This is a genomic window from Accumulibacter sp., assembly GCF_029255285.1.
Taxonomy (GTDB): Bacteria; Pseudomonadota; Gammaproteobacteria; order Burkholderiales; family Rhodocyclaceae; genus Accumulibacter.
In genome coordinates this window covers 1-26,305 of record NZ_JAPUVI010000089.1, presented here as the reverse complement: position 1 = coordinate 26,305, position 26,305 = coordinate 1, and the positions used below count along the sequence as shown (strand labels likewise).

The 26,305-nt window shown below is 65.1% G+C and carries 23 protein-coding genes and 1 pseudogene; 11 read left to right on the top strand and 13 right to left on the bottom strand.

The window, feature by feature from the left end:
* The first annotated feature begins 3 nt into the window (after positions 1 to 3).
* On the top strand, positions 4 to 873 hold the full coding sequence (locus tag Q1M07_RS11335; RefSeq protein WP_300453976.1) for an ABC transporter ATP-binding protein: 870 nt from the start codon (positions 4 to 6) through the stop codon (positions 871 to 873).
* 62 nt (positions 874 to 935) lie between these two features.
* Here the strand turns inward: Q1M07_RS11335 and Q1M07_RS11330 are convergent, their stop codons facing one another.
* From Q1M07_RS11330 to Q1M07_RS11300, 7 genes are all read right to left on the bottom strand, one after another.
* A complete protein-coding gene (locus Q1M07_RS11330) occupies positions 936 to 1,628 on the bottom strand; it encodes a PEP-CTERM sorting domain-containing protein (protein WP_300453975.1) in 693 nt (230 codons plus the stop codon).
* Positions 1,629 to 1,899: 271 nt separating this feature from the next.
* The gene (locus Q1M07_RS11325; RefSeq protein ID WP_300453974.1) at positions 1,900 to 2,391 is read right to left on the bottom strand and encodes an NUDIX domain-containing protein; all 492 of its coding nucleotides are present in this window, start codon (positions 2,389 to 2,391) and stop codon (positions 1,900 to 1,902) included.
* Positions 2,388 to 3,419, bottom strand: a complete 1,032-nt coding sequence (locus tag Q1M07_RS11320; RefSeq protein WP_300453973.1) for a low specificity L-threonine aldolase — start codon at positions 3,417 to 3,419, stop codon at positions 2,388 to 2,390. Before Q1M07_RS11320 ends, Q1M07_RS11325 begins: the two co-directional genes overlap by 4 nt.
* A 129-nt stretch (positions 3,420 to 3,548) precedes the next feature.
* Positions 3,549 to 6,164, bottom strand: a complete 2,616-nt coding sequence (gene alaS, locus Q1M07_RS11315; protein WP_300453972.1) for an alanine--tRNA ligase — start codon at positions 6,162 to 6,164, stop codon at positions 3,549 to 3,551.
* A 174-nt stretch (positions 6,165 to 6,338) separates the two neighbouring features.
* Entirely contained in the window at positions 6,339 to 7,082 is a 744-nt protein-coding gene (gene ugpQ, locus Q1M07_RS11310; protein WP_300453971.1) for a glycerophosphodiester phosphodiesterase, read from the bottom strand.
* On the bottom strand, positions 7,079 to 8,335 hold the full coding sequence (locus tag Q1M07_RS11305) for an extracellular solute-binding protein (protein ID WP_300453970.1): 1,257 nt from the start codon (positions 8,333 to 8,335) through the stop codon (positions 7,079 to 7,081). Before Q1M07_RS11305 ends, ugpQ begins: the two co-directional genes overlap by 4 nt.
* 171 nt (positions 8,336 to 8,506) lie before the next feature.
* Positions 8,507 to 9,973 (bottom strand): PLP-dependent aminotransferase family protein, encoded by a 1,467-nt coding sequence (locus tag Q1M07_RS11300; protein WP_300453969.1) that lies wholly within the window; start codon positions 9,971 to 9,973, stop codon positions 8,507 to 8,509.
* Between the two features lie 184 nt (positions 9,974 to 10,157).
* Here Q1M07_RS11300 and Q1M07_RS11295 point away from each other — a divergent pair, with 184 nt between their 5' ends.
* From Q1M07_RS11295 to Q1M07_RS11260, 8 genes are all read left to right on the top strand, one after another.
* Positions 10,158 to 10,484, top strand: coding sequence for a hypothetical protein (locus tag Q1M07_RS11295; RefSeq protein WP_300453968.1), 327 nt, complete (start codon positions 10,158 to 10,160; stop codon positions 10,482 to 10,484).
* 193 nt (positions 10,485 to 10,677) lie between these two features.
* A complete protein-coding gene (locus tag Q1M07_RS11290; protein WP_300453966.1) occupies positions 10,678 to 11,283 on the top strand; it encodes a thermostable hemolysin in 606 nt (201 codons plus the stop codon).
* Positions 11,280 to 12,782 carry an AMP-binding protein gene (locus tag Q1M07_RS11285; RefSeq protein ID WP_300453965.1) on the top strand — a complete coding sequence of 501 codons (1,503 nt, stop codon included), beginning with the start codon at positions 11,280 to 11,282 and terminating at the stop codon, positions 12,780 to 12,782. Before Q1M07_RS11290 ends, Q1M07_RS11285 begins: the two co-directional genes overlap by 4 nt.
* A complete protein-coding gene (locus tag Q1M07_RS11280) occupies positions 12,769 to 13,431 on the top strand; it encodes an iron-containing redox enzyme family protein (RefSeq protein WP_300453964.1) in 663 nt (220 codons plus the stop codon). Before Q1M07_RS11285 ends, Q1M07_RS11280 begins: the two co-directional genes overlap by 14 nt.
* On the top strand, positions 13,422 to 14,216 hold the full coding sequence (locus Q1M07_RS11275) for an SDR family oxidoreductase (RefSeq protein WP_300453963.1): 795 nt from the start codon (positions 13,422 to 13,424) through the stop codon (positions 14,214 to 14,216). Before Q1M07_RS11280 ends, Q1M07_RS11275 begins: the two co-directional genes overlap by 10 nt.
* Positions 14,217 to 14,229: 13 nt before the next feature.
* On the top strand, positions 14,230 to 14,886 hold the full coding sequence (locus Q1M07_RS11270; protein WP_300453962.1) for a hypothetical protein: 657 nt from the start codon (positions 14,230 to 14,232) through the stop codon (positions 14,884 to 14,886).
* Positions 14,887 to 15,549 carry a response regulator gene (locus Q1M07_RS11265; protein WP_300453961.1) on the top strand — a complete coding sequence of 221 codons (663 nt, stop codon included), beginning with the start codon at positions 14,887 to 14,889 and terminating at the stop codon, positions 15,547 to 15,549.
* Complete coding sequence (locus Q1M07_RS11260; protein ID WP_300453960.1) at positions 15,549 to 16,940, top strand: ATP-binding protein; 1,392 nt, start codon at positions 15,549 to 15,551, stop codon at positions 16,938 to 16,940. Before Q1M07_RS11265 ends, Q1M07_RS11260 begins: the two co-directional genes overlap by 1 nt.
* A 138-nt stretch (positions 16,941 to 17,078) precedes the next feature.
* Here the strand turns inward: Q1M07_RS11260 and copK are convergent, their stop codons facing one another.
* The 3 genes from copK to Q1M07_RS11245 all read right to left on the bottom strand — a co-directional run bounded on the left by copK (position 17,079) and on the right by Q1M07_RS11245 (position 20,655).
* The gene (gene copK, locus Q1M07_RS11255) at positions 17,079 to 17,366 is read right to left on the bottom strand and encodes a periplasmic Cu(I)/Cu(II)-binding protein CopK (protein ID WP_300453959.1); all 288 of its coding nucleotides are present in this window, start codon (positions 17,364 to 17,366) and stop codon (positions 17,079 to 17,081) included.
* 138 nt (positions 17,367 to 17,504) lie between these two features.
* Positions 17,505 to 19,151 (bottom strand): NAD(P)-binding protein, encoded by a 1,647-nt coding sequence (locus Q1M07_RS11250; protein WP_300453958.1) that lies wholly within the window; start codon positions 19,149 to 19,151, stop codon positions 17,505 to 17,507.
* 4 nt (positions 19,152 to 19,155) lie between these two features.
* Positions 19,156 to 20,655 carry a polyamine aminopropyltransferase gene (locus Q1M07_RS11245; protein WP_300453957.1) on the bottom strand — a complete coding sequence of 500 codons (1,500 nt, stop codon included), beginning with the start codon at positions 20,653 to 20,655 and terminating at the stop codon, positions 19,156 to 19,158.
* 261 nt (positions 20,656 to 20,916) lie between these two features.
* On the opposite strand from Q1M07_RS11245, the gene ydiK reads away from it, so the two are divergent.
* Together ydiK and Q1M07_RS11235 are read left to right on the top strand one after the other, a co-directional pair.
* Entirely contained in the window at positions 20,917 to 22,038 is a 1,122-nt protein-coding gene (ydiK, locus tag Q1M07_RS11240) for an AI-2E family transporter YdiK (protein WP_300453955.1), read from the top strand.
* 68 nt (positions 22,039 to 22,106) lie between these two features.
* Positions 22,107 to 22,715, top strand: coding sequence for a riboflavin synthase (locus Q1M07_RS11235; protein ID WP_300453953.1), 609 nt, complete (start codon positions 22,107 to 22,109; stop codon positions 22,713 to 22,715).
* Positions 22,716 to 22,944: 229 nt separating this feature from the next.
* Here the strand turns inward: Q1M07_RS11235 and Q1M07_RS11230 are convergent, their stop codons facing one another.
* The 3 genes and pseudogenes from Q1M07_RS11230 to Q1M07_RS11220 all read right to left on the bottom strand — a co-directional run.
* Complete coding sequence (locus Q1M07_RS11230; RefSeq protein WP_300453952.1) at positions 22,945 to 25,686, bottom strand: DEAD/DEAH box helicase family protein; 2,742 nt, start codon at positions 25,684 to 25,686, stop codon at positions 22,945 to 22,947.
* A complete protein-coding gene (locus tag Q1M07_RS11225; protein WP_300453951.1) occupies positions 25,683 to 25,868 on the bottom strand; it encodes a hypothetical protein in 186 nt (61 codons plus the stop codon). Before Q1M07_RS11225 ends, Q1M07_RS11230 begins: the two co-directional genes overlap by 4 nt.
* Positions 25,868 to 26,179, bottom strand: a pseudogene (locus Q1M07_RS11220) (Zeta toxin family protein); the annotation flags it as partial. The pseudogene Q1M07_RS11220 and the gene Q1M07_RS11225, both read right to left, overlap by 1 nt.
* Positions 26,180 to 26,305: the final 126 nt, after the last annotated feature.

Sequence of the window (26,305 nt, the reverse complement as noted above, 5' to 3'; positions counted from 1 at the left end):
ACCATGAACGAGCGGCCGACGGCCACGCTACTCGCCCTCGACCAGATCCGTTTCGCCTATCCCGACGGCAGCATCGGCCTCGACGGCTGTTCGCTCGCCATCCGGCGCGGCAGCCGCAACGCGCTGCTCGGCGCCAACGGCTCGGGCAAGACGACCGTGTTTCACCACACCAACGGGTTGCTGCGACCGCAGTCCGGACAGATCTGGTACGCCGGACAGGCGATCGATTACAGTCGTAGCGGATTGCGCCGGCTACGCAGCAAGGTCGGCCTGGTCTTCCAGAATCCCGACCACCAGATCTTCTCGGCCAGCGTGCAGGAGGACGTTTCCTTCGGTCCGTACAACCTCGGTCTGGATGACGCCACGGTACGCGAGCGGGTGGCCGCCTCCTTGCTGGCCGTCGGCATGTCCGGCTTCGCCGACAAGGCCGTTCACCACCTGAGCTTCGGCCAGAAAAAGCGCGTCTGCATCGCTGGCGTGCTGGCCATGGAGCCGGAACTGTTGATCCTCGACGAACCGATGGCCGGCCTCGACTACCGTATGCAGGAAGAGTTGCTGGCCGTGCTCGACGGACTGCACGCGCGCGGCATCACCCTCTTGCTCGCCACGCACGATATCGACTTCGCCTACCGCTGGGCCGATCACATCCACCTGATGCGCGCCGGCCGTTGTGTCGCGTCGCTCGACGCGCCGCGCCTCGCCGACTACGCCGGCCAACTGTCGGCGCTGGGCTTGCCGCTGCCCGCGGTCATTGCCCTGCAACACGGACTGATGCGACGTGGGCTGCTGGCCGTCGAGCAGCGACCGCGCAGTTGTGCCGAACTGCTGACCATGCTGGAAACCGCGCGCTTGGGCAAGGGCGACGGGAATTAGAAAAAGGCGGCACCCGAAGGTGCCGCCTCCCCCACTCCTCCATCGAGAGTGCGCGGAATCGGTCAGTCCGCCCGGCGACGGGTCAGGATCAGACCGATACCGGCCAAGCCGAGGCCCAGCAAGGCCAGCGATCCAGGTTCCGGCACCGGAGTGCCATCGAACGAGACTTCGCCGACCATGATCCACGGTTCGAAGGTTTGCTGGAAAAACTGCAGGTTGACGCTCGATCCGGTGATGCCGAGACCGGAAAACGTGTAGGCGCGTGGCGCCGGATCGCTGCCATCCAGCGGGATGGCATAGCTGGTGCCATCGATGACGACCGACGCGGGATGCCAGACGCCACCCGCCCCAAGCGAGGCATCGACCCAGACCGTGATCGAATTCACCGAAACCGTGCGGCCAAAGTTGAAGCTGACCTGCGGGTTGGTCTGGCCCGGGTAAAGCGCGTTCTGGTTGCTGTCCCAGCCAACCCACGGCGTGTTCTCGCCATACTGATTCCAGTTGAGTCCCGGCAGGACGCCATCGGTCAACTTGCCCGTGCCGCCGCTCAAGGCGGCATTGGTCGTGTCGCAGACACCGGCGCAAGCGGAATAACTGAAGTCGCGATAGTTGAAGGTACCGTGCGCGCCGTTGTTCATCGCGTAACTGGCGACCGTCAAGGGTGCCGCGAAACCGGCTTCCGGAGTGAGCGTCAAGGCGACAAGGGCAGCGCCGGCAGCCATGGCAAACAAGCCGGGTTTTGCAGAGTGTTTCACGTCAGGTTCTCCTGGTCTCGCCGACGAGACGACAATTGGTCGGATGGTCATGAATTGCGCCGTTACAAATCTTCAAGCAAAAACTACGCCATTTATTGATTCGACAATTTATACATGAACTTAAGTCAGGTTAACGAGAATATGGCGGGATGAGTGTAAGATTTTTCGACAAGGCGCGGCCGCTACCGAGCGAAGGTTTCGCCAGACAACTCGAGGACGGACCTTGCCGGCACGTCGCCGGGGAGCGATCCCGGACGAACGCGGAAACCGGCTAGGCCGCGGCGCGTCTCGCCAGCCAGTCGCCAACGGCCAGACCGGTGCCGAAATCCCAGGCTTTGAGCTTGTCCGGCGTGATCAGCCGAAACTCGGCGAGTTCCTCGTTGAGACGGATCTCGCCGCCAGCGACGACGTGATAAGCGATGATCACCTCATGCTTGCGAGCGAACGGATAGACGCCGATCAAAGTCATGGCGACCGCCTCGAGGTTCAGTTCCTCCCTGACCTCACGCGCCACCCCGGCTGCCGGATCCTCGTCTCGCTCGAGGAAACCGGTGATCAAACCGAAAGCACCCACCGCCCAGGCGTGGTTGCGCGCGAGAAGGATGTGGCCATCGTATTCGACGAGCGCCGCCAGCACTGGGGCGGGATTGTCCCAGTGCACAAAGCCGCAGGCGGCGGCGCAAGTCAGCCGCCGCCTGCCGGCCAGTTCGCTGTCGACCAAGCGCGCGCCGCAACACGGACAGAACTGCCAGCGGCTCGTCATGTCTCCCGTGCCAATTCGCGGATGTCTCCCACCAGGCGATCGACGGTTTCCGGCGTCGTATCCCAGGCACACATGAAGCGCGCTCCGCCGGCCCCGATGAAGTTGTAGAACAACCAGCCACGCGCGCGCAGACCTTCTTCGACCCGGCTCGGCAGGCGGACGAAGACGCCGTTGGCGTCCACCGGAAAAAGCGCCGGCAAACCGGCGACTTCGGCCAGCCCGGCGGCCAGCCGCCTGGCCATCGCGTTGGCATGGGCGGCATGACGCAACCAGGCGCCGTTTTCGAGAATACCCAGCCACGGCGCCGAAAGAAAGCGCATTTTCGAGGCGAGCTGGCCGGCCTGCTTGCAGCGGTAGGAAAAATCCTCCGCCAGGCGGCGGTCGAAGAAGATTACCGCCTCGCCAACCGGCAAGCCCATCTTGGTGCCGCCGAAGCACAGCACGTCCACACCGGCCCGCCAGCTCAATTCGGCCGGACTCAAGCCGAGGCCGGCCACCGCATTGGCAAAGCGGGCGCCATCCATGTGGACGCGAAGACCGTGTTCGCGCGCCGCATCGGCAAGGGCGCGCAACTCGTCCGGGCGATAGACGGTGCCGACTTCGGTCGCCTGCGTCAGCGTCACGACTTTCGGCTTCGGGTAGTGGATGTCGCAACGTCGGGTCACGGCATCGACGATCGCCGCCGGCGTCAGTTTGCCCTGCTCGCCACTCACCGCCAGCAACTTCGCGCCGTTTGAAAAAAACTCCGGCGCCCCGCATTCGTCGGTCTCGACGTGCGCCACCTGGTGACAGATCACGCTGTGATACGACTGGCAGAGAGCGGCGAGCGCCAGCGAGTTGGCCGCCGTGCCGTTGAAAACGAAGTAGACGTCGCAAGCGGTCTCGAACAGCTCGCGCAGACGATCGGCCACCTGCCGCGTCCACTCGTCGTCGCCGTAGGAACGAACGTGGCCCTCGTTGGCCGCGAGCATTGCCGTCAGGGCTTCCGGGCAAACGCCGGCGTAGTTGTCACTGGCAAAGTGTTGCATCGACGGCTTCCGAAAGTCGGCCTCGCCGGGGACAAACCGACGCTGCCGTGGCAAGCGGCTGGCTCAAGCCCGGCCGGCCGAACCAATCGACGGCGGTATCGCGGCCGCGGGCTTCACTTGCCGAATCGATCAAAGGCGCTGCTCGACCCAGGCACGCACCGTGGCGAGAGCCGCCGGCAGCTTGGCGGGATCGCCGCCGCCGGCCTGCGCCATGTCCGGACGTCCGCCGCCTTTGCCGCCGACCTGTCGCGCGACCATGTTGACCAGTTCGCCAGCCTTGATCCTGCCCGTCAGGTCGGCGGTCACGCCGGCGATCAGCGTCACCCTGCCATCGCCGGCCGAAGCCAGCACGACGGCCGCGCTCTTCAGCTTGTCGCGCAGCTTGTCGATCGTCGAGCGCAGCGCGTCGACGTCGGCGCCTTCCATGACCGCCGCCAGGACGTAGGCCCCCCTGACCTCGACCGCCTGGGCAAGCAGATCGCTTCCTTGTGCCGAGGCCAGTTTGGCGCGCAGACGAGCGAGCTCCTTTTCAAGCGAGCGGACGTTGTCCAGCGTCTGCGCAAGCTTCGCCGGCACCTCCGAGAACGGCGCCTTGACAGCGGCCGCCGCCGCAGAGAGCAGCGCCTGCTGTTCTTGCACGAGAGTCAGCGCGTTGTCGCCGGTCACTGCCTCGACGCGCCGGACACCGGCAGCGACGCCGGTTTCGGCGACGATCTTGAACAGGCCGATGTCGCCGCTGCGCTTGACATGCACCCCGCCGCACAGTTCCTTCGACGAACCGATCGTCAGGACACGCACGTCGTCGCCGTATTTTTCGCCGAACAGCATCATTGCACCCGACCGCTTCGCTTCCTCGATCGGCATGATCCGCGCCTCGCTCGCGACGTTGGCGAGAATCTCGCGGTTGACCATGAGCTCGACGCGGCGAATCTCGTCGGCGGTCATCGGCGCATTGTGCGCGAAATCGAAGCGCGTCTTCTCGGGATCGACCAGCGAGCCCTTTTGCTGCACATGGCTGCCCAGCACTTCGCGCAAGGCCTTGTGCATCAGGTGCGTTGCCGAGTGGTTGCGCACGATGCGCGCGCGGGCGACGGCATCGACCTTCGCCGCAACGCCGTCGCCAAGGCCGATCACGCCGGTCCGCACGACCCCCTGATGACCAAACACCGCGGCCTGGATCTTCTGCGTGTCCTCGACGGCGAAAATGCCGCGCGCCGTCTGCAACACCCCACGATCGCCCACCTGGCCGCCCGATTCCGCGTAGAACGGCGTCTGGTCGAGAACGACGACGCCGATTTCCCCTTCCCGGAGTTCGTCGACCGGGCTGCCGTCGCGATACAGCGCCACGACCTGGCCATCGAAATCGAGCGTCTCGTAACCGTAAAAAGCGGTCGCCGGACCGCTGTAGTCGAGCGCTGTCGCCAGCCGGAACTTGCCGGCCGCGCGCGCCTGCTCCCGCTGCTGCGCCATCGCCGCGTCGAAAGCCGCGACGTCGACACTCACCCCGCGCTCGCGGCAGACGTCGGCCGTCAGGTCGAGCGGAAAACCGAAGGTATCATGCAGCTTGAACGCCGTGGCGCCGTTGAAAACGCCCTTGCCGCCGAGTTCGGCCAGTTCGCCTTCGAGGATGCTCATGCCGTGCTCTATGGTTTCGAAGAAGCGCATTTCTTCCTGTCGCAGCACCTCGCCGACGCGCGCCTGGCTGGCGACCAGTTCCGGATACGCCGACCCCATCTCGGCCACCAGATCGGGCACCATGCGGTGGAAGAAGGCGGACCGCGCACCGAGCTTGTAGCCGTGACGTATGGCGCGCCGGATGATGCGCCGCAGGACGTAGCCGCGACCTTCGTTGCCCGGAATCACACCGTCGGCGATCAGGAACGAGCAAGCGCGGATGTGATCGGCCAGCACGCGCAGCGACGGGCTGTCGAGGTCGCTGGACGCCGTTTCGCGCGCCGCCGCTTCGATCAGCCGGACGAAGAGGTCGATTTCGTAATTGCTATGCACGTGCTGCAAAACCGCCGCCGTACGCTCGAGCCCCATGCCGGTATCCACCGACGGCTTGGGCAGCGGATGCATGACGCCTGCTTCATCGCGATTGAACTGCATGAAGACGTTGTTCCAGATCTCGATGTAACGGTCGCCGTCTTCGTCGGCGGAGCCCGGCGGGCCGCCCGCGATGCCTTCACCATGGTCGTAGAAAATTTCCGTGCACGGACCGCAGGGTCCAGTGTCGCCCATCATCCAGAAATTGTCGGAGGCGTAGCGTGCGCCCTTGTTGTCGCCGATGCGCACCACCCGCTCGGCCGGCACCCCGATCTCCCGCGTCCAGATGTCGTAGGCTTCGTCGTCTTCGGCATAGACGGTCACCCACAGCCGATCGGGCGGCAACCCGTAGACCTCGACCAGCAGTTCCCAGGCATAGCGGATCGCGTCGAGCTTGAAGTAGTCGCCGAACGAGAAATTGCCGAGCATTTCGAAAAACGTATGGTGGCGCGCGGTATAGCCGACGTTTTCGAGGTCGTTGTGCTTGCCGCCGGCGCGCACGCATTTCTGTGACGTCGCCGCGCGCAGATAAGGCCGTTTGTCGAAACCGAGAAAGACATCCTTGAACTGGTTCATGCCGGCGTTGGTGAACAACAGCGTAGGATCGGCATGCGGCACCAGCGAACTCGAGGCGACGATCTGGTGGCCTTTCGACGCGAAGAACTGGAGGAACTTGTCGCGGATTTCTGCGCTTTTCATCGGCATGCTTTCCATCGTCGTCGGTGCCCGCAGAGGGCTCGTTCAAGGAGCTTCGATTCTAACGTGAAAGTCGGCATGGCAACCGGCGAAACCCCCGGCGCTTGCCGCGCGGTCTCCGAAGTCCGCCGCCGCGCCCGCTTGGCGACGCCAACCGGTTGCCCGGTGAAACGGGGTTCAGCTCTCGCCCAGGCGGTCGATGCGGTCGCTGAACACCGCCGCTACCCCGCTCCGGAAAAGTGCAGCGGCGCGGTGCGGATCGTCCACCGTGTAGCAGAGCAGCGGAATTCCCGCCCGCCGCGCCGCCCACCGCAGTTCATCGTCCAGGCTGCTCGCGGCGCAATGCAGAGTCAGCGCCGCCAGCGCATCGACGCGCGTCAGCCAATCCGCCGGCGGGCGCTCGTAAACACTGCCGAGCGGCAGATCCGGAACGGCCGCGCGCGCCGCCGCGAGGGTGGTTTCCGAGAAGGATGACACCAGCGGCAGATCGTCGCCGGCCCAGAGTCGTCGGACGTGACGAGCCACGACATCGCCGGTCAGCGCCTCGCAACCGCTAGCCGGCTTGATTTCGACGTTGACCCACAGACCCAACTGGCGGCATACGCCGGCGGCCGATTCGAGAGTCGGCAGCGGCTCGCCGGCAAACGCCGGATGCTGACCGGCACCGGCGTCGAGGACACGCAACACAGCATCGCTCGTCTCGCCCACCCGGCCGCAGCCGCTGGTCGTACGCTCGAGGGTTTCGTCGTGAATCAGCCACGGCGTACCGTCGGCCGACAGCATCACGTCGAACTCGACGGCCCGCAAGCCCAGGCGCGCCGCCAGGCGCAGGCCGGCAAGCGTGTTTTCGGGCGCCAGCGCGCCACCGCCGCGATGCGCGAAGATGCGCGGCAAAGGCCAGCCGAGAGGCGGGCGGATCACTTCACTGCAGCCGCCTTGAGCGCCGCCGGCATCGCCACGTTGCCACGTTGCACGGCCGTATCGAGCGCGTGCTTGGCCGGCACCTTGCCCGACCAGGCGGCTTCCAGTTCCTCTTCGACGATGATCCGCACCGGCTCGATCTCGGAAACGCGCAGCGCGCGCATGGCCGCCGGCCCCTGCAGTTGGCGCAGGGCGACGTTGAGCGCGACGACATCGCTCTTCAGCAGCTTGCTTTCGGCCGCTGCGCGGGCGGCGACGGTCATCGGCAGAAAACCGTCGGCCGCGGTCAGTTCGACCTGTGTCTCGGGCTTTAGCAAAAAGCTGACGAAACTCGCCACCGCCTGGTACTCGGCCGGCTTACGGCCGGCGCCGACCCACAGCGAAGCCCCGGCCGCCAGCGTCTGCTGCGGCGTCCCCTGCACATCGTCATGATAGGGCAGCGAAGAAACACCGGTTTGCGCCTTGCGGGCTTCGGGAAGCGCGGCGAACAGCGACGACGAACTCGTCAACATGCCGCAGTCGCCGGCAGCAAAACGCCGGTCGGCTTCGTCGCGCCGGCCGAAGTAGGTGAAAAACCTGGCCTTCGCCCAAGTCGTCATCATCGCCGTGTGCTTGACCTGGACCAGACCGTTGAAATTCAGCTTACCCTTCGCATCGGCCACTTCGACCCCGTTCCAGGAGCTCAGGTTGTCGATATGCACCCACGATGGCCACGATGTCGTGTACGGGCAGGTACTGCCGGAATCGAACAGTTTGTCGGCCGCCTTCTGCGCTTCGGCCCAGGTCTTCGGCGGCTTGTCGGGGTCCAGACCGGCTTTACGGAAAGCTTCCTTGTTGATGTAGAGGACCGGGGTAGACAACGCGATCGGCAACGCGAACAGATTGCCTTTCGCGTCACCCAGGCCGACACGCAGATCGGGAGCGAGCTTGCTGCCGTCAAAGGGTTCCTTGGCATCCTTCATCACCTGGAACAGAGGAAGGAAACGGGCACGCGCCGTGACGAACTTGGCTTGTTCCTCGCGCGTCACCAAGTTGAGCTCCTGCGGCGCATCGCCCTGAACGCGGCGGACCAGCTTGACCTGATAGTCTTTCTGGCCCGAATTGAAGCGCTCGACGAGCTTCTCGAGCCGCTCGGCGCGCTCCTCGTCGAGTTGATGCGACAAGTCGATCTCCGTTGCGGCCAGCGCAGAAAACGAAGCCGAACCGGCAAAAACCAGCGCCAGCGTAGCCGGGAGAAGTTTTGGTAAGCGCATACCTGTCCTCGGAAAGAAAAAAACACGGATTATAGTCGGAGCGAGCGCCGAGTTGGCGGACCAGGCTCGACCCAACAGGGCAATCGCATCAATCCCGCACAAGACCGGGTGCTCGAGCGTGACAGGACGCGGGAAGCGGCGACTTGGCGCGCGTGAACGTGTCAACACGCCCTAGCCCGCAACGGCTTTCTTGGCGCCCTGTTCGATCAATCGCTGGCACAGCTGCCCCAGTCGCTGCATGGCGCGGTCGACGTCCTCGCCGTAGGGCCAGCCGCAGCCGAGCCTGACGAAGTGCTCGCAGCGCTCCGAGTTTGAAAACAGGCGCCCGGGCGCCACGAGAATCCCGTCCCGCAAAGCTTGGTCGAAAAGTCGTTGCGACGAGATCTGCCCAGCCAGTTCCACCCAGAGGGTCAAGCCGCCGTTCGGGTGGTTGAGGCGTGTGCCGCCGGGAAAGTAAGCGCTGATCGCATCGGCCATGCGCTGCCGATTCCGGCGCAAGGTGCCACGCAACTGTCGCAAATGACGATCGTAGGCGCTGGAAGACATGAAGTCGGCGGCCGCGAGCTGGGAAAGCTGTTCGTTGCAGTGCGTCTGCGCATGCTTGAACATTTCCACCCGCGCCTGCCAGCGGCCGCCCGAAATCCAGCCGAGGCGCATCCCGGGGGCCAGGATCTTGTGCAGCGACGCGCAATGAATGACATTGCCGGCGCGATCCCACGCCTTGAGCGCTCGCGGTGGAGTTTCGCCGTCGCACAGCGCGCCGTAGGTGTCGTCTTCGATGAGCGGAATCCCCTGTTCCTCGCAGAAGGCCACCAGGCGCGCCTTGTATTCATCGGGCATGATGCTGCCGAGCGGGTTCTGCAGATGAGGAATGACGACCAGCGCCTTGATGCCCGCATGGATGCGGGTCGCCAGCTCGAGCGCCTCGAGGGAAATGCCGGTTTGCGGGCTGGTGGGAATTTCCAGCGCCCGCAAGCCCAGGCTTTCGAGTATCTGCAGCAGTCCGTAAAAGGTCGGCGATTCGACGGCCACGATGTCGCCGGCCTGCGTGACGGCTCGTAAAGCCAGGTTGAGCGCTTCGATGCAACCTTGCGTCACGACAATCTCCTCCGGCCCGATGAGCATGCCGCTACTCATCGCGCGCTTGGCCAGAACGCTGCGAAAAACGGCATTGCCGTTGTGCGGCCCGACATCGACCAGCAATTCGGGGTGGCGGCGCAACGCCCGGGCAGCCGCATTCCTCAGCGCCTGGCCGGGATACAGACTGGGTGCGCCACGCGCCCGGGAAAAGTTGACCCGCACCGGACCCTGCCGACAGCGGGCGATGAACTCGGAAACGCGGGCGTGGATGCCGACGTACTGGGCAGCATCGAGTGGCTGGTTGATCACCGGCTCGGCCAGCGGACGCGCGGCAAGGCGGAGCGGCTGGCGAACGAAATTGCCTGAGCGTGGCCGTGCCTCCAGCCAGCCATCGCTCTCCAGTTGACGGCATACCTGCAGCGCTGTCGAGAGACTGACCTGGTGCCGTGCCATCAGCGTCCGGATCGACGGAAAGCGATCTCCACAAACCAGAGAACCCGTCTCGATGGCAACGCGATAGTGATCTACCAGCCGGCGGTAGAGTGGGGCTTGGTCCATGGGCGATGATCTCCGGATGCGGCGACGAAAGACAGATATAGATGACGGGAAGTTGGACCACAACAGTTGCTCGATCAACCTGTCTGTATCCGTAAAGATAGCGCATTCCTGTGACTGTTTTGTCGCCTGCGCGGCGGCTACGATTTCTCCAGCCTCGAACCGGGGCGCAACCGGAGAATTCGCCATGGACGATCGGCCCACAATTCCTCTCACACTCGCCTCGGGCGAGGTTCGCCAGATTCTCTTGACCGCGGGCAGTGCGATTCTGGTCATCAGCGGGCAGCTTGCCTGGCGCGATGCGCCACAGTGGCTGGCGGAAAGTCTGGTGGCGAACACCTGCCTTCTTGGTCCCGAGGAGGTGCAACGAGCAAACCGATCCGGCTGGGTCGAGCTGTCAGCCAGGAGCAAGGTGCAAGCGGTGATCATTCGCCCGACCAGCGTCGCGCCGTGGTTGCGGCTCCGGCTCTGGCTGGAACGTCTGTTCGCCCGGAGAGCGCGGGCGGAAGGATGAGCGAGCACCCGGTCCAAACTGCCCACCGACAACTCGCGATCGCTTGACTCCCGTTGCCTGGCGGCTGACAGCCGAAGCAAGAGCGGCGGGCGAAATTCCAACGACGGCAAGACAGCGCCTTGACGAGCGCACGTTAAGAACAGATTAAGCATCGCTTCGTAGTCTGCCGGCACTTCTTCACCAGGGATTTGCCATGCCAACCGCCAGACGTGACGTCTTCGAGCGCCTGTCCAGTCCGGTCATCGTCCGCCACTGCGCCGTCGGTGCGGCGCATCGCGAGGAAACCGAGGCCTTTATCCGGACGATTTTCGCGCGCCACCACGCGGCCCGAGTGGTGTCGTTCGCCCCCCAGCTCATACGGATCGAACGGCAGGGGCGGATCGTGGCGGCCGCTGGTTGGCGCCCGGCCGCCACGCAGACGCTTTTTCTCGAGCACTACCTGGACCAGCCGGTCGAAAAAGCGATGGCGCGGCTGGCCGACCGGCGAGTGCCCCGCGAGCGCCTAGTCGAGGTAGCGAATCTGGCGGCCGAAAAACCCGGCGCGACCGTTCATGTCGTCCAAGCGCTCGCCGCTCACCTCGACCGTTTGGGCTACGAATGGGTGGTCTTTACCGCCACTCGCGAGCTGATCAGTATCCTCGGTCGCCTCGGGCTTCGTGTACTGGCCCTGGCGCCGGCCGATCCGGCTCGTCTTGGCGATGCGGCTGGCGCCTGGGGGCACTACTACGAGCAGCAGCCGATCGTCGTCGCCGGCAGGATTCGCCTGGCGCTCGAGCGGATCGACCAGCGCCGCCGATGAGCGCCGAGATCCTGTTTGCCGCGCTGGCAGCACGACCGTCGGGCGACCTCGTTCTGCAGGGAACCCGGCAGTCCTGGTGTGCCGCCGAGCTGCGATCGGCAGTCGACGATTTGGCCGGCCGACTGGCAGACAGCCGCGTTCTGGCAGTGCTGGCCGACAACGGTCCGGCCTGGGTGATCGCCGACCTCGCCGCCCTGCGGGCTGGCACCGTACACCTGCCGTTGCCGGATTTCTTCAGTCCGGCGCAGCTCGCACACGCGCTCGACGCGAGCGCTGCCGACACTCTCCTCACCGACCGTCCGGCCCGTGTCGAGGAACTGCGCCTGGGGTTTGCCGTCGATGGCGAAGAGTACGGGCTGGTTCGCCTGCGACGGGCGGTGAGCAAGGTGTCGCTACCGCCGGCGACGGCCAAGATCTCCTTCACCTCGGGCAGCAGCGGCGCGCCGAAGGGGGTGTGCCTGAGTAGCACTGGCCTGGTGGACACCGCCCGCGCCATCGTCGAACGTCTGGTCGATTTGCCGGTCGGCCGGCATCTGGCGGTCCTTCCGCTGGCGCTGCTGCTCGAGAACACGGCTGGAATCTACGCTCCCTTGCTGCGCGGCGGCGCCGTCTGCCTGCGCGCTCTGGCACGTCTGGGATGGCGAGGCATGGCTGGTTTCGAGCCGGCCGCTTTGCAGCGCGAGCTTGTTGCGACAGCGCCCGAGAGCCTGATTCTGGTTCCCGAACTGCTCAAGGCGTGGGTCATGTACCTGGCGGCGAGCGGGCAACGCCCCCACCCGGGACTGCGCTACGTCGCCGTCGGCGGCGCCCGCGTTTCGCCGGCCTTGCTGCGCCGGGCACGCGCACTGGGTCTGCCGGCCTACGAGGGCTACGGCCTGACCGAGTGCGGCTCGGTAGTTAGCCTCAATCGTCCCGGTGACGATGGCGAAAACGCTGGACGTCCGCTCGGCCATCTTGACGTGCGCATCGAAGGGGACGAAGTCCGGGTCGGCACGCGCGCCTTTCGCGGCTACGTCGGCGATTCTTCGACCTGGCCGGCGGCGGGTCCTGAACAGGCGACCGAATTCGCCACCGGGGACCTGGGCAATTTCGACGACGAAGGTCATCTGCAGCTTTGGGGGCGGCGCCGGAACCTCTTGATCACCTCCTACGGCCGCAACATCGCGCCCGAATGGGTCGAGTCGACCCTGCTCGCCCAGCCGGCGATCGCGCAAGCGGTGGTCGGGGGCGATGGTCGACCATGGTTGAGCGCCGTACTGGTCGGGGCGCCCGGCGCCGATCCGGCCGGCCTCGCCGCCGCCGTGGCCGCGGCCAACCGCGCGCTGCCCGATTACGCCCGCGTTCGGCGGTGGATCGCCGCCCGAGTCGCGTCCTTCAGCGTCACGAACGGTCTGGCGACCGGCAACGGACGGCCGCTGCGCGACGCGATCTTCAGCCACCACGCCGCCGACCTGGCGGCACTCTATTGCACAGAGGAAGTTCCCGATGTCGTTTTATGAACAATTGACGACGGCCACGAGTGTGCCGCGCGAGAATCTGCTCGCGGCGCCGGTGATCGCCGACTGCCTGCAAGGACGCGTCACCCTGGTTAGCTATCTTGCCTTTCTTGGCCAAGCGTATCACCACGTTCGCCACACAACGCCTTTGCTGATGACTCTCGGTGGCCGTCTGCCGGAACGTCTGTCGTGGCTGCGGCGGGCCGTTGCCGACTACATCGCCGAAGAGATCGGGCACGAGGAGTGGATCCTCGCCGATATCGCGGCGGCGGGCGGCGATCCCGACGTGGTACGCACCAGTCAGCCCGAGTTGCCGGCCGAAATCATGGTCGCCTACGCCTACGACCTGCTCAACCGCGGCAATCCGGCGGCGTTCTTCGGCATGGTATTCGTTCTCGAGGGCAGCAGCGTGGCTCTCGCCTTGCGCGCGGCAGACCGCATCCAACAGGCGCTCGCGCTACCCGACGCGGCTTTCTCCTATCTGCGCTCGCACGGTACGTTGGACCAGGAGCACACCCGGCATCTGGCCGATCTGCTCGAGCGGATGACGCCGGCCGACCAGGCCGACGTGCTGCGCAGCGCACACGTCTTCTACAAACTCTACGCCGATGTCTTCCGGGCATTGCCGAGCGAGGCGCCGTCATGCCATTGAAGAACTCCCGCATACTACTCACCGGCGCCACTGGCGGGCTTGGCCAGGAGCTTGCCCGTCAACTCGGCGACGCTGGCGCGGCGCTGCTGGTCACCGGGCGCGATGATCGCCGCCTGGCTTCGCTGACCGCCTCGCTCGGCACCAGCGCGGCGAGCGTGTGCGCTGATCTCGAGCGTCCAGCCGACATCGTCGCGCTGGCCGGCGCGGCGCGCGACTTCGGCATCAACACGCTGATCAACAATGCCGGCGTCAGCGCCTTCGCTCTGCTCGAAAATCAGGACTGGCAAACCATCGAGCGGCTTCTGGCCACCAACCTCGAGGCACCGATGCGCCTCACGCACGCCCTGTTGCCCTGGCTCAGAGCGCAGCCGCAGGCGGCAGTCGTGAACATCGGGTCGACTTTCGGCAGCTTGCCGTTTCCCGGCTTCGTCGCCTACTCGACGGCCAAGGCCGGCTTGCGCGGCTTTTCCCAGGCCTTGCGCCGGGAGTTGGCGGATTCCTCGGTTTCCGTGATCCACATTGCTCCGCGCGCCATCGATACGCCACTCAACAGCGACCCGGTCAATACGCTCAATCGCGCCCTCGGGAACTCGACCGACCGGGCCGAACAGGTCGCCGGCCAGGTCCTGCGGGCCCTTCGTCGCGGTGCCGGCGAGTATCACTTCGGTTTTCCCGAGCGTTTTTTCGCGTGGCTCAACGGCGTCGCTCCGTCGCTCATCGATGGCGCCTTGTCCGGCAAACTCGCGATCATCAAACAGCACGCTTCCCCTTCTGAGTCACTGTGAAAGGACCATTCCGATGAACGTTGCCCGTTTCGCAGGCAAACTGTTTCGCCTGCCGCTCCTGCTTGCCTTCGCCTCCGCCGCCCTAGCGGCCACGCCCGAGGAGCTGATTCGCCCGATTCAGGAACAGTGGGCCGAGATCAAGTACCGCCAACCCGAGAAACAGCAGGCCGACAGCTACGGCGCGCTGGCTCTCCAGGCCAGAAAAATCGTCGAAGGCAACCCGAAAATGCCCGAGCCGCTGATCTGGGAGGGGATCGTCCTGTCGAGCGAAGCCGGGGCCAAGGGCGGTCTCGGCGCCCTGTCGCTGGCCAAAGAAGCGCGCCAGCGCCTTGACGAGGCCTTGAAACTCAACGACAAGGCGCTCAACGGTTCGGCATATACCAGCCTCGCGACACTGTATGCCAAGGTGCCGGGCTGGCCGGTCGGTTTCGGCGACAAGGAGCGGGCCGAGGAGTATTTCCGTAAGGCACTCGCGATCAACCCGGACGGTATTGACCCGAACTTCTTTTACGGCGAGTATTTGGCCGACCGTGGGCGAACGGCCGACGCGCTGGTCCATCTCGAGAAGGCGCTCAAGGCGCCGCCCCGACCGGGCCGCGAACTCGCCGACAGTGGGCGCCGGCAGGAAGTGCAGGTTCTGCTGGCCAAACTCAGGAAGGAAAACAGGTAGGTGCGGATTCTGCTGGTGGAGGACGACGCTTTGCTCGGCGACGGCATCCGTGCCGGCCTGAAGCTGGCGGATTACGCGGTCGACTGGGTGCGCGACGGGGAAGCGGCGCGCCTGGCCTTGCTGGACCACGCCTACCACGCCTGCGTGCTCGATCTTGGCTTGCCGAAGCGCGATGGCCTGTCGGTGCTCGAGGATTTGCGCCAGCGCGGCAGGAACTTGCCGGTACTGATTCTCACGGCACGCGATAGCAGCGCCGACAAGGTTGCCGGGCTCGACGCCGGCGCCGACGACTATCTGACCAAGCCTTTCGAGCTCCCCGAACTGCAAGCGCGGCTGCGGGCACTGATTCGCCGTTCCGGCGGTGCCGCGACACCGACTCTCGAACACGCCGGCGTGGTCCTCGATCCCGCCAGCAAACGTGTCACGCGCGGCGGTCAGCCGGTCACCCTGTCGGCCCGCGAATACGCCCTGCTGCACGACTTGCTGAGCCACCGGACGCACATCCGGACGCGCAGCCAGCTCGAGGAGAGTCTCTACGCCTGGGGCGAGGAAACCGGCAGCAACACCGTCGAAGTCTATGTGCACCACTTGCGCAGGAAACTCGGCGCCGACTTCATTCGCACGGTCCGCGGTCTCGGTTACCAACTGGGTGACGCCACCTGATGCCGAAGCCCGTGCCGTGTCGGCGCGTTCAGTCCTTGCGCTGGCGACTGCTCTGCGCCGTCTGTGTCGCCGCCCTGCTGAGTCTCGCCTTGAGCGGCCTGCTAAGTTACCGGCAGGCGCAGCACGAGGCGGCGGAACTGATAGACGGGCATTTGGCGCAATCCGCTCGCCTCCTGCTGGCGCTGGTACGCGACAACGAAGACCACCTGGCCGATCTGGCGGCGCGCCTGGCAAACGTACGCAGCGATGGGGTTAACGTTTATGAGCCACCGCTCGACTTCCAGGTCGGCCGTGCGGACGGAACCCTGTTACTGCGTTCGGCGGATGCGCCGAACACTCCCCTGCCACTCAGGACCGGCTATTCGGAAGTCGAACACGACGGGCGTCCGTGGCGCATGCTGAACCTGCTTGCGCCGTCGGGCGATTACCGGGTGCAGGTCAGCCTGGCGGTCGCTTTGCGCGACCGCGCGGCGCTCGAAGTCGCCGGCCAGTCGGTTTTGCCGATCGCTTTGATCTCGCCTTTGCTGTTGCTGTCGATCTATTACTCGATCCGGCGCGGACTGAAACCGCTCGACGACCTGGCCGCCGAGGTCGCCGCGCGTTCGCCGGAAAACCTCGAGCCCCTGGCCAATCGCCGTGCGCCGAGCGAAACCCAGCCGCTCGTCGCAGCGCTCAACCGGCTGCTGCCCAGGTTGCGCGACGCCCTGGCGAACGAACGCCGCTTCACCGCCGACGCGGCGCACGAACTGCGAACGCCGCTGGCCATCGTCAAGATTCAGGCGCAGGTCGCCCAGCTGAGCCGCGTTGACGACGATCGGCAGCACGCGCTGCGACAGATCGTCGCCGGAGCGGATCGCGCGACTCGCGTAGTCGAACAACTGCTGCGCCTGGCGCGTCTCGATCCGCTGGCGCGGCTTCCCAACCCGGTCGAACTGGACCTCGCGGAAGTGGCCAGACAGGGCGTCGCCGATCTCCACCCGGTGGTCGACAGCAAAGAACTCCGGCTGCAGATCGACGCCTCTCCCCTGTCGGTCACGGGAGATGCCGAGCTGCTGCAGATCGCGCTGCGCAACCTGCTCGACAATGCCCTGCGCTACACGCCACCCGCCAGCACGATCACCGTTTTCGCGCGGCGGGACAAGGATGCGCTCTTGCTCGGCGTGGCGGACGACGGCCCGGGCGTGCCGCCGCTCGAACTGCCGCGACTCGTCGAGCGCTTTTATCGTGGTCGCGAGGCAAACGCCGAAGGCAGCGGGCTCGGCCTGGCAATCGTGCAGAGGATCGCCGAATTGCACGACGCGCGCTGCGAAGTGGAAAACCTGGCGGCAGGCGGTTTCGAGGTGCGTCTGCGCTGGAACGGCTCGCCAGCCGCCGCCACCGGCCGGACCTGACGCCGTCCGCGCCGGCGCGTTGCGCCTGCCGCATCCATTCGGCCGGTGAACTTCTTCATACCGGAGAGATAAAACGCACCGCGCAATGGAAACGGCTCCCGAAGGAGCCGCTGTGCACCCATCAGTTGGGCAACTCGTTCAGCTTCCCATGTGGCCCTGCTTGAGCAGGGCATCAAGGCGTCCGACCTCGTCGCCGTGCATGATGATCTTTTGACCATCCTTGGTTTCCATCACCACATCCTGATCCATTCGCCTAGCGCGGCCGAACTTGTCCTCCATGGCCATTTTGCCGTCCTTGAAGATATATACGGTCGAACCGTCTTTCAGTTCGATGACCTTATCCGCCTGGGCGCGGGCAGCATCACTGGCGAATGCGGCAGCGCCAAAGGCGCTCATCGCGACCACCATCAACAGTTTTTGCAACATTTTCTTTCTCCTCGAGTTGAACCGATTGACCCGGTACTGCAGCTCGAATGCTACTCTCGGCGAGCTTACAGCTTCCGGACCGGACAATGACAATTACGTCATCGCCAAGCGATCTCCTTGGCGGCGGATTCCGCGGCCTCACGCCAGCGACGAGCGAAAGCGCAGGCCGAGCCGGCGCAGCGTCCGTTCGGCCGCCAGAACGCCGCGATACTGCGCTTCCTCGAAGAGCGAGAAGCCGCTGACGTCCGCGTGTGCAAAGCGCAGGCGCTCGCCGTCGGCCGCGAAGCGCCGTCTGGCCTCGCCCCAGATCAAACCGGGCAGCGGCCGCACCATGGCGTGGCCGTGGCGGAAGACGTCGAGTCGGGTCGTCAACTGCCTGAGGTTGGCGTGCGGTCGCTCGAGTTCGGCAAGGATCTGCTCGGCCCACACCTCGCGCGAGGTGTCGCGCAGCGCTGCCCGACCCTGTTGCGGCGTCAGTTCGTCGAGCGGCCGGTAGTAGGTCAGGACGGTCGCCCCAGGCCAGCGGCGCAGACGCTGATGGGTGGCGACGACGTAGCCCAGGCCGGCCGCCTCGTAGAGCACGTTGTCCCAGGCCGGCGGCGCGCCGGCTCGGTCGTCGGGGAAGCGCGACAGCGTGAGGTTGGCCACCAGCCAGGGCGCGTAGCTGAAGTCGCGGGCCACCGCCTTGAGCGCCTCGCGACCGGCGAAGACGTGCGGCACGAGGAACAGCGGCGCCGCCCAGATGAGTTGCTCGGCGAGCAGGCGCAGCGTTCGCTGCTCGGCGGAAAGCCACACGTCGACGGCCAGCGGCCCGCCGGGGTTGTCACCACCCGTGACACGAAATACCAGTGCACCGGTCAATAGACGGTCGCCAACGCGCTCGCTGATCGAGCGCAGCATGCCACGAGCCAGCCAGGCGTTGCCATCGGGCGCCGTCAGCACGGTTTCGCCGCTGGCGTTCTGCGCCTCGCCGTCGCGGCAGGCGAAGTAGTGCAGGCCGGCCCAGGCCGAGACGGCGGCGCTGCCGGTGCCATAGTCGTCACGGCAGGCGTAGTTGACGTACCAGTTCAGCCGTGGGGAGTCGAGGCCCTGTGCCAACAGCCAATCGCGCATGGTGACGCGGTCGAGCGCCAGCAGGTCGGGAGAACGGCTCGACAGGGCCATTGGCAAGGCAAAAGCCGGGCGCCCGCCGGCATCGCGGCGTTGCCGGAAGCCTTCGACGAGTTCCGCGAAGCGCTGATACTGGCGCCGCTCGGCGGCAGCGACGCCGTTCTGGGGCAGCAGCCCCTCTTGCCAGCGGCCGTTGCGATAGAGCCGTTCCTGCGGCGTTGCGCAAAGAAAGCGCTCGTCGTAGACCGGCCGCGCCGCACGCGGGTCGCCTTGCAGAACGCCGAGTTCGGCCAGCAGTTCGCGCACGGCCAGTGCACCGCGGCCCGGCAAGGGCAGGTAGTGCGCGCCCCAGGGGTAGGCGCTGACCGGATTGCGCCCGGCACGTGAATTGCCGCCGGCCTCGTTTTCGAGTTCGACCAGCAGAAAGTCGGCGAAGCCCGCGCCGGCAAGTTTCCAGCCAGCCGCCAGACCGGCGATGCCGGCGCCGACGACGAGCACCGGCAACCTGCGTGTCTCGCTGGGCGGCGTGAGGTCCGCGCTGTGAAGACGATGCCCGAGGTCAAACGAGGTCGCGAGCAGCTCGCCCGGCGGTAAGGGCGGAGGCCCGTCGTGACAGCCGCCAAGCGTGGCGGCGCCGGCCGCCGCGATCGAGATCAGGAAATCCCGCCTGTCCATCGGGTCAGCGGATGACCTGCCGCCACTCGCGCTCGAAGTAGCGGACGAGCACCTGATTGTTCAGTTGATTCACTTCCGCCTCGAGGCGCGCCATGTCGGCCGGAAAGACGAACAGCCCCGGTGTCGTCTCGGCGTTCAGGAAGCGCGTGTCGACTGGGTAGGCGCGCGGTGGCCGGTAGGTGCGACGGCCGGCGAGGACGAATCCCCATTCGCCGAATGACGGCACGAGCGCATGGTAGGGCGCCGTGATCAGGCCGACGCTTTCCAGCGTCGTGACGATGCACCAGAACGATTGCCGAGCGTAGAGCGGCGAGGTCGATTGAATGACCGCCAGCGCGTCGCCATTCAGGTGCTTGTCGAGCAGGCGGTAGAAAGCCGCGCTGTACAGCTTGCCGAGCGAGAAGTTCGACGGGTCGGGAAAATCGACGACGACAAAATCAAAGGTGTCGTCGTTGTCCTCCAGCCACTGCAGCGCGTCGGCATTGATCACCGTCACCTTGGGCGAGCGGAGCGCGTCCTGATTCAGTTTGCGCAGTGGCGGTGCGCTGGCGAACAGGCTGGTCATCGCCGAATCGAGGTCGACCAGCGTCACCGACTCGATCTGCGGGTACTTGAGAATCTCGCGCACGGCCAGCCCATCGCCACCCCCGAGCACCAGCACCCGCCGCGCCTTCGGCAGCGTTGCCAGCCCCGGATGGACCAGCGCCTCGTGGTAGCGATACTCGTCGCGCGAGCTGAACTGCAGATTGTTGTTCAGGTGCAAGCGCAAGTCGTCCTTCCAGCGCGTGACGACGATGCGCTGATACGGCGTGCTCTCGGCATGGACGATCTCGTCGGCGTAGAGCTGAGTCTCGGCCAGCGACGTCAGTTCGCCGGCCGCGGCAAACGCGGCGAGCAGGGCAAGCAGCGAAATCCCGGCCTGGCTACGCAGTCGGGTGGCGCCCGGCAGTTGTTCGCGAAACAGCCACCACGCCCATAGCGCGACGGCGACATTGAGCAGGCCGAACAACAGCGCGCTGCGGATCAGGCCCAGGTGCGGCACCAGCAGGACGGGAAAGAGGATCGAAACGAGCAAGGCGCCGAGGTAGTCGAAGGTCAGCACCTGCGAAACGACTTCCTTGAAAACCAGGTCGCGCTTGAGGATACGCATGACCAGGGGGATTTCGAGGCCGACCAGCACGCCGACGCCGAACACCGTCAGATAAAGCAGCAACCTGAACGGCGCCGACGACCAGGTGAACAGGAAGAACAGCAGCGCGGCCGAAAATCCCCCCAAAACGCCGACCAGAAGTTCGACCTGAATGAAACGCTCGACCAGGCGCGCGTCGATGTAGCGCGACAGCCAGGAACCGATTCCCATGGCAAAGAGGTAGCTGCCGATCACCGTCGAGAACTGCGTCACCGAGTCGCCGAGCAGGTAGCTCGCCAGCGCCCCGGCGATCAGCTCGTAAGCCAGCCCGCAGGAGGCGATGACGAAGACCGAGAAGAGAAGCGCATAGTTCATCGTCGGTCGAGCTCAGTCAGCGGCTGCCGCCCGACTCGGCAGGGGGCGACGACGCGCTGCCGGCGGCCGGATGATCGTTGGCTGGGGCATGCGCGACATTCTATTCCCAAACAGCCCGGTGGCCGGAACAGACATCGTGAACTCGAATTAGGCTACCATGCGAGCACACCCTACCTGCGGGCCAGCGCCTGCGGCCGATGGCGGACGCTGCCCGCCCGACCTGCCGCGGCCGGGTGCCCAGCGAACCTGGATGACCGGACGATGACCCCCGTGGAAAAACCCTTCGAAATGGCCCGCCCGACGCTGGCCGTACTGTTCCTCTGCGTGTTGATCGCCGCTTCGCTGTGGATCCTGCGCCCCTTCCTGCCGGCGCTGATCTGGGCGACGATGGTCGTCGTCGCCACCTGGCCCTTGATGTTGTCCTTGCAGCGACGCTTCGGCAACCGCCGCGTACCGGCGGTGGTGTTCATGACCTTGCTCGTGCTGCTGGGACTGGTGGTGCCCTTGTCGGTGGCGATCGCGACTATCGTCAGCAATGCCGATCAGATCGTGGAATGGGGCAAGTCACTGAACGGGCTGCGGGTGAACGCGCCACCGGCCTGGATCGGCGAAGTGCCGTTCGTCGGCCCGCGGCTGCAACAGGCCTGGCAGCAGGTCGCGGCCACCGGCAGCACCGAACTGGCCGCCAAGGTGGCGCCCTACGCGGCCAACCTGACACGCTGGTTCGTCAGCGAAATCGGTAGTTTCGGGCTGGTCTTCGTCCAGTTCCTGCTGACCGTCGCGCTATCCGCCGTTCTCTATTCCTCCGGCGAGAAAGCCGCCACCGGCATGCGCCGTTTCGGCTATCGTCTCAGCGGCGAGCGCGGCGAAAGCGCCGTCATTCTGGCCGGCCAGGCGGCGCGCGCCGTCGCGCTGGGCGTCGGCGTGACGGCGATCGTGCAATCGCTTCTCGGCGGCATCGGCCTGGCCATCGCCGGTGTCCCTTTCGCGCCCGTTCTGACGGCGGTGATGTTCATGTTCTGCATCGCCCAGCTTGGGCCGACCCTGGTTCTGGCGCCGGCGGTGTTCTGGCTGTACTGGGGCGACGAGACCGGCTGGGCGACGTTTCTGCTCGTGTGGACGATCTTCGTCGGCACGCTGGACAACTTCCTGCGCCCGGTGCTCATCAAGCAGGGCGCCGACCTGCCGCTGCTGCTGATCCTGGCCGGTGTCATCGGCGGCATGCTCGCCTTCGGCCTGGTCGGCCTTTTCGTCGGCCCGGTCGTTCTGGCCATTGGCTACACCCTGCTGGAAGCCTGGATCAGCGAGATTCCGCGCGACATCGGCAGAACATCGCCGCCTAGAAGCGTCGCCGACGCGACGGACGAGCCGCCGGCGCCCTGAGTCATACGCTTGCCAGACGCCGCACCGGTCGCCGTTCCACCTACTTCTGCCGAAAGACCCTGACCACCATGTTCTCCGGAATCATCGCCGCCCTCGGCCGCATCACGCGCATCACACCCCGCGCCGACGGAGCAGGAACCCTGCGTCTGACTATAGACGCCGGCAAGCTGGGGCTCGACGACGTCAGCCTCGGCGATTCGATTGCCTGCAATGGCGTCTGCCTCACCGTCGTCGAGCGGCGGGGCAACGATTTCTCGGTCGACGTGTCGCCCGAGTCGCTGGCCTGCACGGTCGGTCTGGCGAGCCCCGGGCCGGTCAACCTCGAGAAGGCGCTGCGCCTGGGCGATCGTCTGGGTGGCCACCTCGTTTCCGGGCATGTCGATGGTGTCGGCCAGGTGCTTCGTTTCGAGCCGGTGGGCGACAACCGCCGACTCGACATCCGGGCCCCGGCAGAACTGGCCAAATACATCGCCCGCAAGGGCTCGATCACCGTCGATGGCGTCAGCCTGACGACCAACGCGGTGGACGGCGCCGTGTTCAGCATCAACCTCATCCCCCATACGCTGGACGCCACGACCCTCGGGGGTTTGGCGCCGGGCAGCCGGGTCAATCTGGAGGTCGACCTGATCGCACGCTATTGCGAACGCCTCCTTGGCGCATCCGATACCGCCGAATAGGCACGCCTCTTTTCTCTTAAATCAACAAGTGCGGTAGCTTACAGACACCACTCGACCTGCTTGATGATGGCCAACAGGTCTGTTTCTCCGACCGACAAGTGACGGACCTAGAGTGTCCGCCCGCTTATATCGACGGGGACTTTTTTGTGCGGGCTCAGGACGAGCTTCTTCTTGTCCCCTTCCGGTTGCACTGGCGGATTCAAATCTCGCTGCTCCCTTGAAGTCTTTGCTACGCCGCCGCGACCACATACCTGCCCGCCAGCGCGGACACCGTCGCGCTATGGGCCACCGCATCATGTGGCACCAACAGGTATTTCCACGGCTTGCCGCCCTGTGCCCGCGAATACTCGCTGGCGTTCTTGCACCATGTCGCCGCGGCGTCGGCTTTGGCCTTCACGTCGCCAGCCTCCATGTCCTTGGCCGCTTTGGTCTCGATAATCAGATTGTGGTCGGCGGTCGCGGCAACGAAGTCCGGCACGTACTCAGGCTGGTTGGCGCCGGATCGGTAGTAGATATTGAACTGCCCGGCCACCGGTCGAAACCAGCGCAACGCGTCGCGTTCCAGCACGCAGGCGAGAACACGCTCGGTGTCGGAATGAAATTTCTGCAAGGGGTAGGCGCACTTGTTGAACCCGCCATAGACGACCTGCGCGATCCTGCCCTTCTCGTCGGGGGCCTGATGCAACGGCAGGATGTCGCCCTCGGCGGTGAAGGCGCAGTGTTTGAGCGGCGTGAAGCCCTGGCTGACGACGACCTCGGATTGTGAAACGTCCTCGTAGTAATGCCTCGCCATTTGCAGATGGATGTTTTCGGCGATGGTCTTGCCGTAGTTGCCGAGGATGTTGTGCAGCTCGTCGTCGGTTTTCAGGTAGGTCTTGAAGTGCGCGACCGCCTGTCCAGCTAGCTCATAGATCAACTCGGCGTGCTCGTCGTAGGACACGTCGTCGTAGTTGATGAGTTCGCGGACGATGTAGTTTTCCAGTTGCGATTCCGGCACCGTCGACGACTGCCCATACAGAACTTGCTTCCCGGTTTTCAGGCCTTGGCCGACCAGCGCCATGTCCTGCGGCTGGAAGTTCACCTTCGACAGATCCAGCTTGAACAGCTTGTAGCCGCTCTTTACCGGGCCTTTCGGCACCACCGAGATACGCGGAATATCAATCGTGTGCTCGACCAGCACGGCGACCGTCTGCTGAACAATGTCGGCAACCGGCAAGGCTTCCGTCACCAGCAAATCACCCTGCTTGGGCAACATGCGTTCCTGTACTCGCTGCGTAATCCGCTGCTGGATGCTGGCTTGTGTCAGTGCTTGGGTGCTGGCGACAAGGGGTTGTCCATCCTGCCGCTCGCGGCTGATCTCCGCGATCACGTCCATGGCGACTTGGGCAATTTGCCGCTGTTCATCGGTCTTGAACACGGTTGTTGGCGCGGAGGTTCCATATTGCGTGCCGTCTGCATTGGCACCGGGTAACTGTTGCGTGCCCGTCGTCACGGTTCCCAACATTGCATTGGCCGTGGGCTGCACCGAAATACTCTTCAGGCTGCTGCCACTGCCGGTATCCGGCGTCAGCACCAAGGCCTGCATGCGAATCGGCGAATCGCCACGACCCGCTTCGTCGATAACGTCCTGAAACTTGTCGTGGGCGATGATGTTCAGTCGATCCACCACGTCGACGCCGGTCTTGCGGCCATACGGCAGACGCAGGCCGCGACCGATGGACTGCTCGATCAGCGTGCGGGCATTGGCGGCACGTAGCGGAACGATGGTGTAGAGGTTGGTCACGTCCCAGCCTTCTTTCAGCATGTTCACGTGAATCACGATCTCGGTCGGCTCGTCGTAGCTTTCGACCGCCAGCAGGCGCCGGATCATTTCCTCTTCCTCGGCACCGGAACGGCTCGAATCGACCTGAATGACCTTGCCCTTGTAGCGCCCGGCAAAGAAGTCGCTGGATTCAATCGTCGCCATCAGCTGGGCCGCGTGCGTGGTGTCGCGGGCAATCACCAGCATGAAGGGCTTCACCAGCTTGTCACCGGTCTGCTGCGCGTAGGTCAGTAGATGGACCTTGGTTTCCTCATGCACCCGCACACCGTCTTGCAGCTTGATCGTTTCCAGCGCCCCGGCACTGTGGGCGCTCGGGTCGAAGTTCTGTTGTGTGACGACCGCCGGTTCCTTGACGAAACCATCCTCGATGGCGCGGGCCAGCGGGTAATCCATCACCACGTTCTTGAACGGCGTCGTTTTGCCGCCGGCGCCCTCGACGAAGGGCGTTGCCGTCAATTCAAGGCCGAGCAAGGGGCGCAACTCGTTCAGCGAGCGAATGCCCGCACTCGCCCGGTAGCGGTGCGATTCGTCCATGATGAGGACCAGATCGTCCAGCCCGGCCAGATACTCGAAGTAGCTTTGCCCAAGGTATTCCGACAGGCGCTTGATCTTCGGCGACTTGCCGCCGCGCACCTCGGAATTGATCTTCGAGATGTTGAAGATATTGACCTCGATGCCGCCCAGCAGACTCAGGCTGCCGCGCTGCTCGTAATTGTCGCCGGTAATCACTTCGGGTGGTGTGCTGGCGAATTCGGCGATTCCCTTGAAGACGTACTTGGGCGAGTTCGGCGAGAAGTCGCCGATCAGCTTGTCGTAGATCGTCAGGTTCGGCGCCAGCACGAAGAAATGCTTGTAGCCGTAGGCCGCATGCAGATAGCTGATGAACGCGCCCATCAAGCGCGTCTTGCCGACGCCGGTGGCGAGCGCGAAACACAAGGACGGGAAGTCGCGCTCGAAGTCGGCCAGCGTCGGAAACTGGCCTGCAAGCGCGTCCTGCATCGCCTTCAATTCTTCCGGCGACCGCGCTTTCGCGTCACGCAACGCGGGCACCTGATCGACGGCCCAATGCAGGCGGCGCAGGCTTTCGGCTTGTGGCTCGCGCAGACTCAGGCGGCCACTGACCGAACGAACGATGTTTTCCAGACTCATGAGCCCGCCTCTTTGCGGAGGTCGTCGGCAGTGACCCGGACGATCTTCTCCCCATGCACGACCACAATCGCCGTGTCGGTTTGCACTGCCGCCTTGCGTGCCATCGCTGCCGCCCGTTTCATCGCCGCCATCGAGCTCACGAGGTCTTTGTCCTTTGCCTTGCCGAGTTCATGCCGGGTCATCATCGTTCTCCCCATTCAGTCATTACGGGTTCGTCGCCCGAGTTGTCGTACAGCGCCCAGGCATCCACCGCCGCACGGTAGTGGCGCTCGAAGTTGGCCTTGCCGGCAGCAAAGCGCCGCCGAATCACCGGTTCCGGGATGTTGTGCCCGCCCTGCTGCACCCGCTCGGCCACGCGGGCAATTGCCACTTCGGCGGAGGACAGACCAAGGAAAAACCAGCTGACGTGATAAGCGGCCTGCTGCCATTCGCGGATATGGCGCAGGTACGCCACGCCCGAAAGCGTGGTTTCAAAGGCGAAGCTCTCGCCCTTGCCCCCTGTGTCAGACTAGTTGCCGCCTCGATAGGATCTGAACCCTGGGGGCGATAGCGAGGACAAGAAGTGGCACGTTACGGACAAGCAATAAAGGATCGGGTGTTGGCGCGGCTATTGCCGCCG

Bases quoted from the DNA above. Each gene is read 5' to 3' on its own strand.
- Q1M07_RS11335 (WP_300453976.1), top strand. From the start codon at position 4: ATGAACGAGCGGCCGACGGCCACGCTACTCGCCCTCGACCAGATCCGT.
- Q1M07_RS11325 (WP_300453974.1), bottom strand. From the start codon at position 2,391: ATGACGAGCCGCTGGCAGTTCTGTCCGTGTTGCGGCGCGCGCTTGGTC.
- Q1M07_RS11320 (WP_300453973.1), bottom strand. From the start codon at position 3,419: ATGCAACACTTTGCCAGTGACAACTACGCCGGCGTTTGCCCGGAAGCC.
- alaS (WP_300453972.1), bottom strand. From the start codon at position 6,164: ATGAAAAGCGCAGAAATCCGCGACAAGTTCCTCCAGTTCTTCGCGTCG.
- Q1M07_RS11305 (WP_300453970.1), bottom strand. From the start codon at position 8,335: ATGCGCTTACCAAAACTTCTCCCGGCTACGCTGGCGCTGGTTTTTGCC.
- Q1M07_RS11300 (WP_300453969.1), bottom strand. From the start codon at position 9,973: ATGGACCAAGCCCCACTCTACCGCCGGCTGGTAGATCACTATCGCGTT.
- Q1M07_RS11295 (WP_300453968.1), top strand. From the start codon at position 10,158: ATGGACGATCGGCCCACAATTCCTCTCACACTCGCCTCGGGCGAGGTT.
- Q1M07_RS11290 (WP_300453966.1), top strand. From the start codon at position 10,678: ATGCCAACCGCCAGACGTGACGTCTTCGAGCGCCTGTCCAGTCCGGTC.
- Q1M07_RS11285 (WP_300453965.1), top strand. From the start codon at position 11,280: ATGAGCGCCGAGATCCTGTTTGCCGCGCTGGCAGCACGACCGTCGGGC.
- Q1M07_RS11280 (WP_300453964.1), top strand. From the start codon at position 12,769: ATGTCGTTTTATGAACAATTGACGACGGCCACGAGTGTGCCGCGCGAG.
- Q1M07_RS11275 (WP_300453963.1), top strand. From the start codon at position 13,422: ATGCCATTGAAGAACTCCCGCATACTACTCACCGGCGCCACTGGCGGG.
- Q1M07_RS11270 (WP_300453962.1), top strand. From the start codon at position 14,230: ATGAACGTTGCCCGTTTCGCAGGCAAACTGTTTCGCCTGCCGCTCCTG.
- Q1M07_RS11260 (WP_300453960.1), top strand. From the start codon at position 15,549: ATGCCGAAGCCCGTGCCGTGTCGGCGCGTTCAGTCCTTGCGCTGGCGA.
- copK (WP_300453959.1), bottom strand. From the start codon at position 17,366: ATGTTGCAAAAACTGTTGATGGTGGTCGCGATGAGCGCCTTTGGCGCT.
- Q1M07_RS11250 (WP_300453958.1), bottom strand. From the start codon at position 19,151: ATGGACAGGCGGGATTTCCTGATCTCGATCGCGGCGGCCGGCGCCGCC.
- Q1M07_RS11245 (WP_300453957.1), bottom strand. From the start codon at position 20,655: ATGAACTATGCGCTTCTCTTCTCGGTCTTCGTCATCGCCTCCTGCGGG.
- ydiK (WP_300453955.1), top strand. From the start codon at position 20,917: ATGACCCCCGTGGAAAAACCCTTCGAAATGGCCCGCCCGACGCTGGCC.
- Q1M07_RS11235 (WP_300453953.1), top strand. From the start codon at position 22,107: ATGTTCTCCGGAATCATCGCCGCCCTCGGCCGCATCACGCGCATCACA.
- Q1M07_RS11230 (WP_300453952.1), bottom strand. From the start codon at position 25,686: ATGAGTCTGGAAAACATCGTTCGTTCGGTCAGTGGCCGCCTGAGTCTG.
- Q1M07_RS11225 (WP_300453951.1), bottom strand. From the start codon at position 25,868: ATGACCCGGCATGAACTCGGCAAGGCAAAGGACAAAGACCTCGTGAGC.